The sequence below is a fragment of the Candidatus Polarisedimenticolia bacterium genome (assembly GCA_036001465.1).
GTDB lineage: Bacteria > Acidobacteriota > Polarisedimenticolia > Gp22-AA2 > Gp22-AA2 > Gp22-AA3.
In genome coordinates this window covers 41,346-54,583 of the sequence record DASYUH010000008.1, presented here as the reverse complement: position 1 = coordinate 54,583, position 13,238 = coordinate 41,346, and the positions used below count along the sequence as shown (strand labels likewise).

Here is a 13,238-nt window from a genome sequence, read left to right as displayed (position 1 = left end):
TCAGTGGAAAGGGTAGTTCTCGTCGTCCCGCATCACGCGGAAACGGCGGCGCCGCAGGCGCCATACGATGCCGTTCCAGAAATCCTTCAGCCTCCAGACGCGCTTCAGGTAGAGATAGCCGAAGAGCATCCCGCCCAGGTGCGTGATGTAGGCCACCCCGTCTTGCAGGCTTAGCAATGAGAACATCTGGATCCCGGTGCAAAGCAGGACGAAACTAATCGCCCGCATCGGGAAAATGAACCAGAAGAGGATTTGGCGATTGGGAAACATCAGGCCGTAGGCCAGCATCACCCCGTAGATGGCACCGGATGCGCCGATTGTCAGGCTCCCCGGAGCGAACGGAAAATTGAACAGGCACGTGGTGATCCCCGCGCCGATGCCGCAGATGAAGTAGTACTTCAAGAACAGCCGCGTCCCCCAGCCCTTCTCGACCTCCGTGCCGAACATCCAGAGCATGAGCATGTTCAGGAGCAGGTGCCCGAGCCAGCCCGTCGTGTGCAGGAACATGTAGGTGAAGAGCTGCCAGAGGAACCAGCTCTTCATGACCGCTACTGGGCTCAGGCCGAACAACGGCTCCAGGACTACTCCCTGGAACTGCGCCAGGACCTGGAGGGCGAAGACGCTGACGTTGGCGATCAGGAGCGCCTTGACGCCGGGGGTGATCCGCCCGCCGAGGCCGACCTGCGGGCTGTACGGCGTGCGGTAGTAGGCCATCCTCGGAAGGTAGCACACGGTCCGGGGAACTGCAACCTGGGAGCGCGTGCCGCGCGTGCCCGGCACGCCCGCAGCGCGGCCTCTTACTCCTCGCGGAGCTCGGCGTTCCAGTAGGCGATGTCGAGGAAGTTCTTCCAGGCCTCGTACTGGCCGGTGGTGAAGGAAATCTTGACCAGCGGGTGCCAGCGCGGCTTCACGGCCGAGCGGACGAGGTGCATGCCGGCCTCTTCGGGTAGCAGACCGCCCTTCCTGGAATTGCATTTGATGCAGCAGCAGACGACGTTTTCCCAGGTGGACCTGCCGCCGCGCGACAGGGGGACGACGTGGTCGAGATTCAGGTCGCGCGTCTGGAACTTGTGGCCGCAGTACTGGCAGCGGTTGCGGTCGCGGTAGAAGATGTTCTTGCGGGTGAACCGCACCTCGTGCCGCGGCAGGCGGTCGAAATCCACCAGCAGGACCACGCGCGGGATGCGGATGCGCAGCGTCGGCGTGACGATCGAGTCTTCGTGCGACTGGGGCGGGATGTCGACCCAGTCCTCCCAGTCGTAGGTCGTGTAGTCGGGGGCGACCGCCCGCACATGCCCCTTGTACAGCAGGCAGAACGCCTTGCGGACGCTCGTCACCTGGATGGCCTGGAACAGGCGGTTCAGGACGAGAACGTTGGTATCAATCATGGCCAGGCATCGGGCCGCGGGGCCTGCAGCCTCCCCGCGACACGGAAAAAAATATGATCGTCTCAGCCCTTTGTCAAGGTGCGACGCCCGTTCCGCTCCGGGCTGTACGTCGTGATCAGGCGCTTCTTCTCGGCGTGGCGCTCGAGCGCCAGCCGCACCAGGCGGTCGACGAGGGCCGGAAACGACAGGCCGCTGGCCTCCCAGAGCTTCGGGTACATGCTGATCGGCGTGAAACCCGGGATGGTGTTCACCTCGTTCACGAAGATCGCTTCCGTCGTGCGATCAAGGAAGAAGTCGACGCGCGCCATGCCGCACAGATCCAGGGCCCGGAAGGCCCTGACCGCCAGGTCGCGGATCCTCGAGGTCTGCTCCGCGCCCAGCGGGGCCGGGATCAGGAGGCGCGAGTCCGTGTCGATGTACTTCGCCCGGTAGTCGTAGAACTCGTTCGCCGGGACGATTTCACCCGGCACCGACGCCTCGGGCCTGTCGTTGCCGAGGACGCTGCACTCGATCTCGCGCGCGTCGATGGCCCGCTCGACGATCACCTTGCGGTCGTAGCGGGCCGCCAGGCCGATCGCGTCCGCCAGGCCCCGGACGTCCCTGGCCTTGCTGACGCCGACGCTGCTGCCGCCATTCGCCGGTTTCACGAAGCAGGGATAGCCGAAGGCGCTCTCGACCGTGCGGATGAAGCGCTCGCGATCCGTCCTCAGATCGGAGCTCCTGATGACGCGGTGGTCGACGATCGGGAGCCCCGCCTGGGCGAAGGCGACCTTCATCAGCGCCTTGTCCATGCCGAGAGCCGATCCGAGGACGCCGGCGCCCACGTAGGGGAGCCCGGCGAGCTCCAGGAGCCCCTGGAGGGAGCCGTCCTCGCCGCCGGTGCCGTGCACCACGGGAAAGACCACGTCGAGCCGTCCGCGCAGGCCCTCCCCCGCGGCTCCGCGGGCGGAGCGGCCACCCGCCTTCAAGGCCGACCTGCCGCGGGCGGCCGGCAGGGCACGCGCCTCGGCGCCGTCCCGCAGCCGGACCAGGCCGCGCACCGAAGGATCGGGCGGCAGCGCGCAGTGCGCCTTCCCGATGACCCAGCGTCCCTGCCTGGTGATGCCGATCGGCACCACGTCGTAGCGAGCGGGGTCCAGGGCCTGCATGATGGCGCGCGCCGAGATCAGCGACACTTCGTGCTCGACCGATCGCCCGCCGTACACGACCCCCACCCGCACGCGCGGCCCGCGCCGCGCCGTCGAGACGCTCCTTACCGGCGGGGCTCGCCGCCCCGATCGTCCGCTGGCCGCCCGCTTCGCCGTCATGCCTCTCCCCCGCGCGCCGCCACCCAGGCCGGCTCGGGCTCAGGCAAGGGGGTCGAGCCGGAGCCACGCCGGCAGGCACGGAGCTCCTCCCGGACCCGCTCCTCGAGCCGGCCCGCCTGGGCGCCGTCGATCGCCGACATGAAGACCGCCTGCGGATGCTCCCCCCGCAGCCGGTCGAGGACGCCCTGCGGCGCCAGGTCGATCTTGTTGTAGACCAGGAGGACGGGATACGACGAGAGCCCGAGGTCGTCGAGCGTCTCGCGCGTGCTCTTCATCTGGTCCTCCAGGGCGGAGGAGGCGGAATCGATCACGTGAACCAGCAGGTCGGCCTCCGCCGCCTCCTCGAGCGTGCTCCTGAACGAGGCCACCAGGTGGTGCGGCAGCTTGCGGATGAACCCGACTGTGTCGGTGACCAGGAACGGCGGTCGCCCGCCACGCTCGCAGCGCCTGACCAGGGGATCGAGAGTCACGAACAGACGGTCCTCCACCCGCGCGCCGCCGCCGGTCAGCAGGTTCATGACGGTCGACTTGCCGGCGTTCGTATAGCCGACCAGGGCGGCACGCGGCAGCTCCAGGCGTCGCTTGCGGCGCTCGCCGCGCTCCTTCTCGATATCCTTCAGGTCGGACGCCAGGCGCGCGATCCGGCGCCGGATCAGCCGGCGGTCGGTCTCGAGCTGCGTCTCCCCCACTCCCCGCTGACCGATGCCGCCGGCCTGCCGCGACAGGTGGGTCCAATGCCGCGTCAGGCGGGGCAGCAGGTAGCGCAGCTGCGCCAGCTCGACTTGGGTGCGGGCCTCCCGCGTGCGCGCCCGGCGGGCGAAAATGTCCAGGATGAGCCCGGATCGGTCCAGCACCTTGACGGGGATCTCGTTTTCGAGGTTCTTGATCTGCGCCGGCGACAGGTCCTCGTCGAATATCAGCAGGTCGGCGGCCTGCTCCCGGGCCAGGGCGGCCAGCTCCTCGACCTTCCCCCGCCGCACCAGGGTGGCCGCGTGGAGCGGCCCCCGGTCCTGCACCACCGTCCCGACGACCTGGGCCCCCGCCGACCCGGCCAGCAGACCGAGCTCCTGCAGGTGCTCATCCACCTCGGCCCGCTCCCGGCGATGACGGCAGATTCCGGCGAGAATGGCCCTTTCGAGACGATTCACCAGGCGATCTTAATCTCGGCAGGGGGGATCGTCAATCGGAGCGCGGCCGGATCGGGGCCCGGGAGCCCGTCCGTCAGCGGGAGGCGGGACGGGAGTCGCCGTCCTTGAGCAGGGACTCGACGAGCGCATCGTAGTTGGACGGCAGCGATGTGCCGGCGTAGCGGATGATGCCGTCCTTGCCGACCAGGAAATTCTGGGGGATGTAGGAGACCCTGTAGCGGTCCTGGACCGTGCCCCCCTCGTCCCACAGGACGGGATAGTTGACCTTGAGATCGCGCGCCACCCCCCGCACGACATCGGGCGTCTGGTTCATCTCGACCACGATCCCCAGGACCTGGAACCCGCGGTCCCGGTACTTGGCGTACGTCTCCCTGATGTGGGGGATCTCCTGCAGGCACGGTGCGCACCAGGTGGCCCAGAAGACCACGTGCACCACGCGCTGGCCGCGCATCTCCTTGAGGCTGAACTTCTGCCCGTTCAGGTCCTTCAGGACGAAATCGTGCGCCACGCTGCCGACCTTGTGTCCGGGAGAGGGTGGTATCGCCGGGATCTTCTGGGCCCGGGCCGTCCCGGGCGCCAGGAGGAGGAGCGATGGCAGGACGAGTGCCGGAAGCAGGAGCGCGCGGGTCGACCGGGCGACAGCCCGTCTGGCGGGGGACGCTGGAGGTGTCGTCACAGGATGCGATCGATCTTCTCGACCAGCTTCTCCCTGGGGACGAAGCCCAGGAGCTGGTCGAGGACCTTCCCCCCCTTGAAGAACAGGACCGTCGGGACCGACATGATGCCGTATTTCACGGCCGTCGCCTGGGCCCGGTCGATGTCGAGATGGGCGACCTTCAGGCGGCTGGAGTACTCGCCGGCGATCGACTCGACGACGGGGGCGAGCCGTTTACACGGCGCGCACCACTCCGCCGAGAAATCGAGGAGCACCGGCAGGGATGAGAGCAACACCTCGCTCTCGAAGTTGGTATCGTCGACTTCGACCGCGCCTTTCATGGGCAGCACCTTCCCCGCCGACGAAAGCCGGGCCTCCATGGGCTTGTGGCGGAAGCACTGATTATAGCATTCATCCGGCGAGTTGAAATGTGGTGGCGATCTCCCCGACCCTCAGGTTCCGGTGGTTGCGCACTTCCCCCACGAACCGTCCGCCGAGCTCGGCCGCGTCCCCTGCGGCGAGAGCCCCGAGCTGGGACAGCGCCTCGAGGGCCGCGCTGAACCGGGCCCGCTGCCCGTCGCCGTCGGCGATCTTGAGGGCGATCCCGATGTCCTGCCCCTTCCGCTCGAAGGCCAGGCCGTACATCCCCTCCGCCCCGATCTTGGCGATCAGGCCTCCGCGGCCCCGCCGCATCAGCTCGGTGCACAGGCGATCGGTGCCGGCGATCATCTCCGGGTGGCGCCGCATCGCCCCCACGGCGCGGGGCAGGGCGGCGTCCGGGGCCCCTCTCCTGCCCGCCCCCGCCACCAGCCGGGCGTAGAGCAGCGCCAGGCTGCCGAGCGCCATGCTGAATGTCGGGGCGGAGCAGCCGTCGATGGCGATCGCCGCCGTTCCCGGACGCAGGCCTGCAAGCGCCTCGAGCCGAGCCCGGATGCGCTCCTGGACCGGGTGCCCGGGATCGAGATACGTGGCCACCGGAGCGCCCAGGTGGACCGCCAGCGCCAGCATGCCGGCATGCTTCCCGGAACAGTTGTTGTGCAGCACCGAGGGCTCCTGGCCCAGCCGGCGCAACGCGAGTGCCGCCGGCCTGTGGGTCGGCGCGTGGGAGCCGCATAGGAGCGCCGTCTCGTCCAGTCCGACCTTCCTCAGGATCGAGCGGACGGCCTCGACGTGGACTGGCTCCCCTCCGTGCGAGCCGATCATCACGGCGATTTCGGGTTCGCTGAAGCCGAAACGCTCCGCCCCGCCGGCGTCGAGCAGCGGCAGGACCTGCACCGGCTTGGCCGTCGAGCGGAGCACGACCTGGATCGCGGGATCGCCGGCCGAGGCGATGGCCCGGCCCTCCGCGTCGACCACCGCGATCGCCCCGAAGTGGAGCGATTCCACGGTCCCGCCGCGGCGCACCTCGACCAGCGGGACATAGCCATGTCCCGGCTCTCCGGCAACTTTCGACGAACCCGGCATCCCAATCTCCCCAGAGCGAGGTTCATTCTAGGGCATCTGAACCGGCAAGGTGCGTGGAGTCGCTGGCCGCCGACCGCTGGTTGCCGGTGCAGAGGCCCGTGTAATACCATGCGCCCGCCTCGCAGCCCCGCGACTCCGAAGCCCGGGGGCCGCGGTCCAGGGAGCCCGTTGACCCGTACGCGATCGAGTCCCGCCCGAGCGGGAACATTGCTGCCGCGCGAGCCGTGGCGCCGCAACCAGGTGGCGGTGAACGTCGCCGCCGCGATGGTCTTTCTCGGCTTCACGCTGGTCACGCCCTTCCTGCCGTTCTACATCGAGACCCTCGGCATCCACGGCGTCCGGCAGGTCGCCCTCTGGTCCGGCGTGATGCTGACGGTGACGCCGCTCCTCGCGGCGATCCTCGGGCCACTGTGGGCCCGCCTGGCGGTCCGCGTCGGGATGAAGATCATGGTGCAGCGAATCCTCCTGGTGATCGCGATCCACTGGGGACTCATGTACTTCGTGACGAACGTCTGGCAGATGCTCGGGCTGCGAATCTTCCTGGGGCTGTTCTCGGGCTTCGGCACCATGTCGGTGGCGCTCGTGACGCACGGCTGCCCGGGGGACCGGATCGGCCGGGCGGTCGGGCTCCTGCAGGCCACCCAGATCGTCAGCACCGCCGTCGGGCCGCTCGTCGGCGGGGTCCTGGCGGACACCATCGGCATCCAGCGCGCCTTCCTGATCACCTGCGTCCTCTGCTCGACCGCGTTCCTGTTCGTCCTGGCGCTCTATCGCGACACCGGCCCGGAGACCGACCCGGCGGAGCCGGAGACCATCGTCGTCCAGCAGGAGGGGCCGGTCTCGGCCGGCGTGCGCGCCGTCGTGTCCGGGGCGCCGGCCGTCGCGGCGGCCTCCCCCGCCCCGCTGGGGTTCCGCCGCATCCTGGCGCTGCCGTTGTTCCTGCATCTGCTGCCGCAGCTCTTCCTCATCAACCTGGTCGACCGGTCGCTGTTCCTGGTCGTGCCCCTCTTCGTGCCGGCCCTGGAAGGCGGACGGGAGGGGGCCGAGGCGCTCACGGGCATCGTCGTCTCGGCCGGGGCCCTCGCCAGCGCCGCGTCCGCCTACGCCCTGGGCCGCAAGGCCGGCAAGGCCGCACCGGCCGGCCTGCTGCGCCTCAGCCTGGGGGCGGCGTCCCTGCTGATCGTGCCGATGGCGTTCTGCCGCTCGATCGTCTCGTTCGCCATCCTGCGCGTCCTGCTCGGGCTGGCGGTCGGCGGAGCCATGACCCTGGGATACACGCTCGGCGGCAGCCTCATCCCGCGCGCCTCGCGCGCCCTGGGATACGGCGTCCTGTCGAGCACGGCGATGCTCGGCGGGGCCCTCGGGCCTATCCTGTGCGGGGCCCTGACGGCGATCGACCTGAGAGCGACGCTCCTGATCGGCGGCTGCATCTACTTCGCCTTGACGCTGCACGCCGGCGTGCTGGCGCGGCGCAGCGGCGCCGCCCGCTTCGCCACGGCCCCGACGGGGAGACACCCATGACCAGCCGCAGGAGGCGGACGAGGGGACGCGGCGGCCTGCGGGCGGGGGCCAGGGCCGCGAAACCGCGCGGGAAGCCGGGCGGGATCACCGCGACCAGGCTCCCCAACGGCCTGACGGTCATCCTGCGCGAGATGCGCCAGGCGCCGGTCGTCTCGGTCTGGTGCTGGTACCGCGTCGGCTCGCGCGACGAACGGCCCGGGATCACCGGCATCTCCCACTGGGTCGAGCACATGAACTTCAAGGGAACGAGGACGATCCCCAAGAAGGACATCACCCGCCTGATCGAGCTGGCGGGCGGCACCTGGAACGGATACACCTGGCTCGACGTCACGACCTATCTCGAGACGGTCCAGAGCGACTCCCTGGAGGCGATGCTGCGACTCGAGGCGTCCCGCATGACCGAGTGCCTGTACTCGAAGACCGAGGTCGATCGCGAGCGCACCGTGGTGATCTCCGAGCTGCAGGGGGGGGAGAACGACCCGCGCTCCTTTCTCGAGAAAGAGATCTCGGGGACCGCCCTGCAGGCGCATCCCTACCGCTGGCCGACGATCGGCTACCTGTCGGACCTGCAGGCGATCACGCGCGACGACCTGTACGCGCATTACCGCCGGTACTATGTGCCCAACAACGCCATCCTCGTGGTCGCCGGCGACTTCGCAACGCCTGAGGCTCTGCGTCTGGTGCGGCGCCTTTTCGGACGCCTGCCGCGCGGGGCCGATCTCCCGGCGGTCCGGACCGTCGAGCCGCGGCAGGAGGGGGAGCGCCGGCTGACCCTTCGCCGCCCCTCCGGCGCCGCTTATCTGGACGTCGCGTTCCACGCCCCGGCCGTGACCGACCCGGACTTCGCCGTGATGCTGGCCCTCGACGGCATCCTCGCGGGCGGCCCGACGGTGAACCCCTGGGCGGGGCACGGCGGCCGCGGGTCGAGCAAGTCGTCGCGCCTGTATCGCGCCCTCATCGAAGGGAACCTGGCGAGCGACGTCTCGACTTCGGTCCTGCCGACGCGCCATCCTTATCTTTACCGGATCGCGGCGACGGCGAAGGAGGGGGTCGATCCCGGGCGGATCGAGGCGGCCCTCTCGGCCGAGATCGATCGCCTGTCGAAGGGAGACATCCCCGCCCGCGACCTGGAGCGGGCCGTCAACCAGTTCCAGGCGCGCTACGCGCTCGAGTCGGAAAGCGCCACCGACGCGGCCCACCAGCTCGGCTTCTTCGAGACCGTGGCCAGCCATACGATCTTCCTGGACCTGCCGCGCCGGGTCGCCGCCGTCCGCGTCGAGGACGTCGCCCGGCTGGCCCGCGCCCGGCTGCGGGCCGACGGGCGGACCGTGGGAATCCTCCTGCCGGCCGGCCCTTCGGAGGTTCCGGCGGCCGGCCCGTCCCGGGGACCGCGCGGATGAGCGCCGAGACGTCGCGCGCCGCCCTCTCGAACGGCCTCGTCGTCGTCGCACGCCAGAACCCCGCCGCGAAGTCGATCGCCATCCGGCTGGTCCTGGAAGCCGGCGCCGCCTTCGATCCTCCGGGCAGGGAGGGGACGGCGGCCCTGGCGGGGGACCTGGTCGATCGCGGCGCCGGGTCGCTCACCGCCGAGCAGATCGCCGACTACTTCGACTACCTCGGGGTCGCCTTCGAGTGCGGCGCACGGCGCGACACGCTCGAGGTCGAGATCCGCCTGCTGGCGCAGCACCTGCCCGGCGTCCTCGAGCGCCTGCGCATCCTGATCGCCGAGCCGACCTTTCCCGAGGAGGAGCTGCGGCGCGAGAAGGGACAGGTCCTGACCTCGATCGCCGAGCGCGACCAGGACACCGCGGCCGTGGCGGAGATGGCCCTGGCCGAGGCGCTCTTCCCCGAAGGGCACCCCTACAGAAGCCCGCGCCTCGGGACGCGCGCCAGCATCGAGAGCATCGAGCGTCGCGACCTGGCCGCCTTCCACCGCGCCCGGATCGGCCCCGGGGGTTCCGTCCTGAGCCTCGTGGGGGACCTCGATCCGCGCCGGGCCATGGATCTGGTCGCCGGACTGTTCGGCTCCTGGGCGGGGGCCAGGGTGGTGCGCGCCGCCATCCCGGACCCGCCCGCGCGGACGCGCGAGATCGTCGTGTCGCGCCCGATCGAGGGGAAGACGCAGGCCGATATCGGCCTCGGCTTCCCGGGAATCAGGCGCCTGTCGCCCGACCTGCCGGCGGTCCTGGTGCTGAACAACATCCTGGGCGAGTTCGCCCTCGGCGGCCGCCTCGGGAACGCGATCCGCGATCGGGCCGGCCTCGCCTACTATGTCTATTCCCGCTTCACCGCGGGGATCGGGGCGGGCCCGCTCGCGGTCCGGGCCGGCGTGGCGCCCCAGGGCATCAGAAAGGCGATCGATCTGATGCGCAAGACGATCGGGCGGCTGCGGCGCCGCGGAGTGACCGCGGCGGAGATGAAGGACTCGCAGAGCGCCCTCGCCGCCTCGATTCCGCGCCGCATGGAGACCAACCCCGAGTCGGCGTCGGTCCTCGCCGACGCCGAGTTCTTCGGCCAGGGGATCGACTATCCCGAGAGACTCCCCCGCCTCATACGCGAGGTGACCAGAGCGCAGGTGGAGGACGCGGCGGAACGGTACCTGACGCTCGGCCGCCATGTCCTCGTCGTGTCGGGCCCGAAGTTCGACAAGGAGACCCTATGAGGCCAAGGACAGCGAACGCGGTGATTCCCTTCGTCCTGCTCGCCGCCGCGACGACAGTCGGGGGGGCGCGCGCCGAGGCGCCGGCCGGGGCGGCTCCCGCCGCGGCCCGTGCGGGCGTGACCGACGCCGCGAGGCCCCCCGAGACCTACGACGTCATCCTGCGCGGAGGACGGATCGTGGACGGCTCCGGCAACCCCTGGTTCACGGGGGACCTGGCGATTCGAGGCGATCGGATTGCCGCCGTCGGCGGCCTCGGAAAGGCCCGGGCGCGCCGCACGATCGACGCGCGCGGGCTGGTCGTGGCGCCCGGGTTCATCGACCTCCTCGGCCAGTCCGAGATCACCGTCCTGGTCGACCCGCACGTGCGGAGCAAGATCACCCAGGGGATCACGACCGAGCTGACCGGCGAGGGGGGCTCGGTGGCGCCGCAGACCGCGTTCACCATCGAGGACATGATGCCGGGCATCGCCGAGTACGGGCTCACCATCGACTGGCGCGACTTCGACGGCTACTTCAGGCGCCTGAAGACCAAGGGATCCTCGATCAACTTTGCCCACCTCGTCGGGGCCACCCAGGTCCGCCAGGCGGTGATCAAGAGCGACAACCGGCTGCCGAACGCCGAGGAGCTCGAAGCCATGAAGCGCCACGTGGCGCGCGCCATGGAGGCCGGCGCCTTCGGCCTGTCCAGCTCCCTGATCTACCCGCCGGCCAGCTTCTCCGACACGCACGAGCTGGTCGAGATGGCGAAGGTCGCCGCGAAGTACGGCGGCATCTACGCCTCCCACATCCGGAACGAAGCGGAGGAGATCATCCCCGCCCTGAAGGAGGCCGAGACCATCGGCGAGCAGGCCTCGATCCCGGTCGAGGTCTGGCACCTCAAGGCGGCCGGCCGGCAGAACTGGGGGCGGATGAAGGAGATCATCGCCGAAATCGAATCGGCCCGCGCGCGCGGCATCGACATCACCGCCGACATCTATCCCTATCCCGCGGCGGCCACCGGCCTCGCCGCCAGCCTGCCGCCGACGGCGTCGGAGGGAGGCGTCGCCAGGCTCGTGGCCCGACTCAAGGACCCGGCCGAGCGCGACCGCATCCGCAAGGAGATCGAAAACCCCGCGGGCGGATGGGAGAGCCTGTTCCACAACGTCGGCGGTCCCGAAGGCGTCCTGGTCGTCGGCGTCAGCACCCAGGCCAACAAGAAGTACCAGGGGAAGCGCCTCTCCGAGATCGCCCGCATGCGCGGGGTCGATCCCTTCGAGGCGATGTTCGACCTCCTGGTCGAGGAGAACGGAGCGGTCAGCTGCGTCTATTTCGCGATGTCGGAGGAGGACGTGCGCACGGCCATGGCGACGCCCTGGGTGGCCTTCAACTGCGACGCCGGCGGCGTGTCGCCGGAGGGGGTCCTCGGATTGTCCTCGACCCATCCGCGCGCCTACGGGACCTTTCCGCGAATCCTCGGCCGCTACGTCCGCGAGGACAAGGTCCTGCGCCTGGAGGATGCGGTGCGCAAGATGACGTCGCTCGCGGCCCAGAAACTCGGCCTGCGCGACCGCGGCCTGCTGCGTCCGGGGATGTTCGCCGACATCACCGTGTTCGACCCGGACAAGGTCATCGACCTCGCGACCTTCGACGCCGCGCACCAGTACTCCGCGGGGATCGTCCACGTCTTCGTCAACGGCGCGCCGGTCGTCGACCAGGGGAAGATCACCGACCGCCTGCCCGGCCGCATCCTGCGCGGCCCCGGATACCGGCCGGCGGCGGATCGAGGCTAGCGAATTCCTGAGGGATTCAGGTAGACCTCGCCGCCCTTCATGACGAAGCGGACGCGGCGGACGGCGGAAATGTCGGCCAGCGGGTTCCCCTCGACGGCGATGAGGTCGGCGAGCTTACCCGGCTCGACGGCGCCGATGCGGTCCTGCCAGCCGAGCAGATCGGCGTCCACGATGGTGGCGGCCTGGATCGCCTTGAGCGCCGGCATGCCGGCTTCGACCATCAGCACGAGCTCGCGGGCGGCGTCCCCCGGCGGGAAGTCGCCGGCATCGCTCCCGGAGGCGATCTTCAGCTTCATCCTCAGGGCGCGCTGGAACGTGTCGCGGTGGCCGTCCACGACCTTCTTCCAGGCGGGGGTCGGCGTCTCGTCGTAGGACGTCTGGTAGGCGGTCAGGGTCGGGCAGTAGTAGACCCCCTTGTCGAGCATCATCTTGAGTGTCGTGTCGTCGAGGAACAGGCCGTGCTCGACGGATCGCACTCCCGCGCGGACGGCGGCGCGAGTCGCCTCGTCGCCGTAGCAGTGGGCCGACACCGGGCGGTGCCGGCGGGAGGCCTCGTCGACCAATGCGTCCATCTCCTCCTGGGTCATGGTGACGCGCAGGTCGATGATCTCGCCGGTCGGCTGGAACTTGCGGTAGTCGGCGTAGAACTTGATCCAGTCTGCGCCCCCCTCGATCTGCTCGCGCACCGCCTTTCGGATCTCCCACGGGCCGTCGGCGATCTGCACCCCCTTCGGCACCGCGACGCCCGGGGCATAGCCGAGCAGGGCGTAGTTCCCGGTGGTCGAGATGGCGCGGGTCGCCACCTGCATCCTGGGTCCCGGCGTGATCCCGTCGGTGATCGCATCGCGCAGGGCGGCGTCGCCGAACATCGCCCCTTCGGTCTCGAGGTCGCGGATGGCGGTGAACCCGGCCAGGAGCAGCGCCCGCGCCGAGTTGGCCGCCTGCAGGGTGCGGCGCGGGAGCGACTGCTTCAGGAGCTGCACGTCGTAATCGCCGGGCTGCAGGAAAGTGTGGGTGTGCGCGTCGATCAGGCCGGGCAGGACGGTGTACGCCGACAGGTCGTGGACGACGGCGCCGTCCGGGGCCTTCGCGGAGGCGTCCAGGACGCGCTCGATCCGATCCCCGACGACGACCACCTGGGCCCCCTCCTTGAGGGCCCCGGTGCGCACGTCGAGGAGGCGGCCGCAGCGGATCACCATCGTCCGCAAGGGGGCGGCCGGCGCGGGGGGCGGGGCGGCGGAGGCCGGGCTCGACGCGGACGCGGCGAGAAGGAGTACGCCGAGCACGAGTGTCGCACCGAGGGCGTTCCTCATGGCAACCTCCG

The 13,238-nt window shown here is 70.1% G+C and carries 12 protein-coding genes; 4 read left to right on the top strand and 8 right to left on the bottom strand.

Annotation, left to right across the window (positions count from 1 at the left end; all coding sequences use genetic code 11):
* The 7 genes from VGV60_01765 to VGV60_01735 all read right to left on the bottom strand — a co-directional run bounded on the left by VGV60_01765 (position 1) and on the right by VGV60_01735 (position 5,962).
* Positions 1 to 780: a rhomboid family intramembrane serine protease gene (locus tag VGV60_01765; GenBank protein HEV8699980.1), complete on the bottom strand. Its 780-nt coding sequence runs from the start codon at positions 778 to 780 to the stop codon at positions 1 to 3.
* 17 nt (positions 781 to 797) lie between these two features.
* A complete protein-coding gene (locus tag VGV60_01760) occupies positions 798 to 1,388 on the bottom strand; it encodes an HNH endonuclease (protein ID HEV8699979.1) in 591 nt (196 codons plus the stop codon).
* Between the two features lie 62 nt (positions 1,389 to 1,450).
* On the bottom strand, positions 1,451 to 2,695 hold the full coding sequence (locus VGV60_01755; protein HEV8699978.1) for a D-alanine--D-alanine ligase family protein: 1,245 nt from the start codon (positions 2,693 to 2,695) through the stop codon (positions 1,451 to 1,453).
* The gene (hflX, locus tag VGV60_01750; protein HEV8699977.1) at positions 2,692 to 3,843 is read right to left on the bottom strand and encodes a GTPase HflX; all 1,152 of its coding nucleotides are present in this window, start codon (positions 3,841 to 3,843) and stop codon (positions 2,692 to 2,694) included. The genes VGV60_01755 and hflX overlap by 4 nt, the downstream gene beginning before the upstream one ends.
* Before the next feature lie 73 nt (positions 3,844 to 3,916).
* Positions 3,917 to 4,519 (bottom strand): TlpA disulfide reductase family protein, encoded by a 603-nt coding sequence (locus VGV60_01745; GenBank protein HEV8699976.1) that lies wholly within the window; start codon positions 4,517 to 4,519, stop codon positions 3,917 to 3,919.
* Positions 4,516 to 4,839, bottom strand: a complete 324-nt coding sequence (gene trxA, locus VGV60_01740) for a thioredoxin (GenBank protein ID HEV8699975.1) — start codon at positions 4,837 to 4,839, stop codon at positions 4,516 to 4,518. The genes VGV60_01745 and trxA overlap by 4 nt, the downstream gene beginning before the upstream one ends.
* A gap of 70 nt (positions 4,840 to 4,909) precedes the next feature.
* Positions 4,910 to 5,962, bottom strand: coding sequence for an asparaginase (locus tag VGV60_01735; GenBank protein HEV8699974.1), 1,053 nt, complete (start codon positions 5,960 to 5,962; stop codon positions 4,910 to 4,912).
* A 207-nt stretch (positions 5,963 to 6,169) separates the two neighbouring features.
* On the opposite strand from VGV60_01735, the gene VGV60_01730 reads away from it, so the two are divergent.
* The 4 genes from VGV60_01730 to VGV60_01715 are packed head-to-tail and all read left to right on the top strand — an operon-like array spanning position 6,170 to position 11,914.
* Positions 6,170 to 7,483: an MFS transporter gene (locus VGV60_01730; GenBank protein HEV8699973.1), complete on the top strand. Its 1,314-nt coding sequence runs from the start codon at positions 6,170 to 6,172 to the stop codon at positions 7,481 to 7,483.
* Positions 7,480 to 8,883, top strand: coding sequence for a pitrilysin family protein (locus VGV60_01725; GenBank protein HEV8699972.1), 1,404 nt, complete (start codon positions 7,480 to 7,482; stop codon positions 8,881 to 8,883). Before VGV60_01730 ends, VGV60_01725 begins: the two co-directional genes overlap by 4 nt.
* Entirely contained in the window at positions 8,880 to 10,145 is a 1,266-nt protein-coding gene (locus VGV60_01720) for a pitrilysin family protein (GenBank protein ID HEV8699971.1), read from the top strand. Before VGV60_01725 ends, VGV60_01720 begins: the two co-directional genes overlap by 4 nt.
* Positions 10,142 to 11,914 carry a D-aminoacylase gene (locus tag VGV60_01715; protein ID HEV8699970.1) on the top strand — a complete coding sequence of 591 codons (1,773 nt, stop codon included), beginning with the start codon at positions 10,142 to 10,144 and terminating at the stop codon, positions 11,912 to 11,914. Before VGV60_01720 ends, VGV60_01715 begins: the two co-directional genes overlap by 4 nt.
* On the opposite strand, the gene VGV60_01710 is transcribed toward VGV60_01715, so the two are convergent.
* Complete coding sequence (locus VGV60_01710) at positions 11,911 to 13,227, bottom strand: amidohydrolase family protein (protein ID HEV8699969.1); 1,317 nt, start codon at positions 13,225 to 13,227, stop codon at positions 11,911 to 11,913. The genes VGV60_01715 and VGV60_01710 overlap by 4 nt on opposite strands.
* Positions 13,228 to 13,238 lie beyond the last annotated feature (11 nt).

Coding starts and splice junctions, on each gene's coding strand:
- VGV60_01760 (HEV8699979.1), bottom strand. CDS start 1,388: ATGATTGATACCAACGTTCTCGTCCTGAACCGCCTGTTCCAGGCCATC.
- VGV60_01755 (HEV8699978.1), bottom strand. CDS start 2,695: ATGACGGCGAAGCGGGCGGCCAGCGGACGATCGGGGCGGCGAGCCCCG.
- trxA (HEV8699975.1), bottom strand. CDS start 4,839: ATGAAAGGCGCGGTCGAAGTCGACGATACCAACTTCGAGAGCGAGGTG.
- VGV60_01735 (HEV8699974.1), bottom strand. CDS start 5,962: ATGCCGGGTTCGTCGAAAGTTGCCGGAGAGCCGGGACATGGCTATGTC.
- VGV60_01725 (HEV8699972.1), top strand. CDS start 7,480: ATGACCAGCCGCAGGAGGCGGACGAGGGGACGCGGCGGCCTGCGGGCG.
- VGV60_01720 (HEV8699971.1), top strand. CDS start 8,880: ATGAGCGCCGAGACGTCGCGCGCCGCCCTCTCGAACGGCCTCGTCGTC.
- VGV60_01715 (HEV8699970.1), top strand. CDS start 10,142: ATGAGGCCAAGGACAGCGAACGCGGTGATTCCCTTCGTCCTGCTCGCC.
- VGV60_01710 (HEV8699969.1), bottom strand. CDS start 13,227: ATGAGGAACGCCCTCGGTGCGACACTCGTGCTCGGCGTACTCCTTCTC.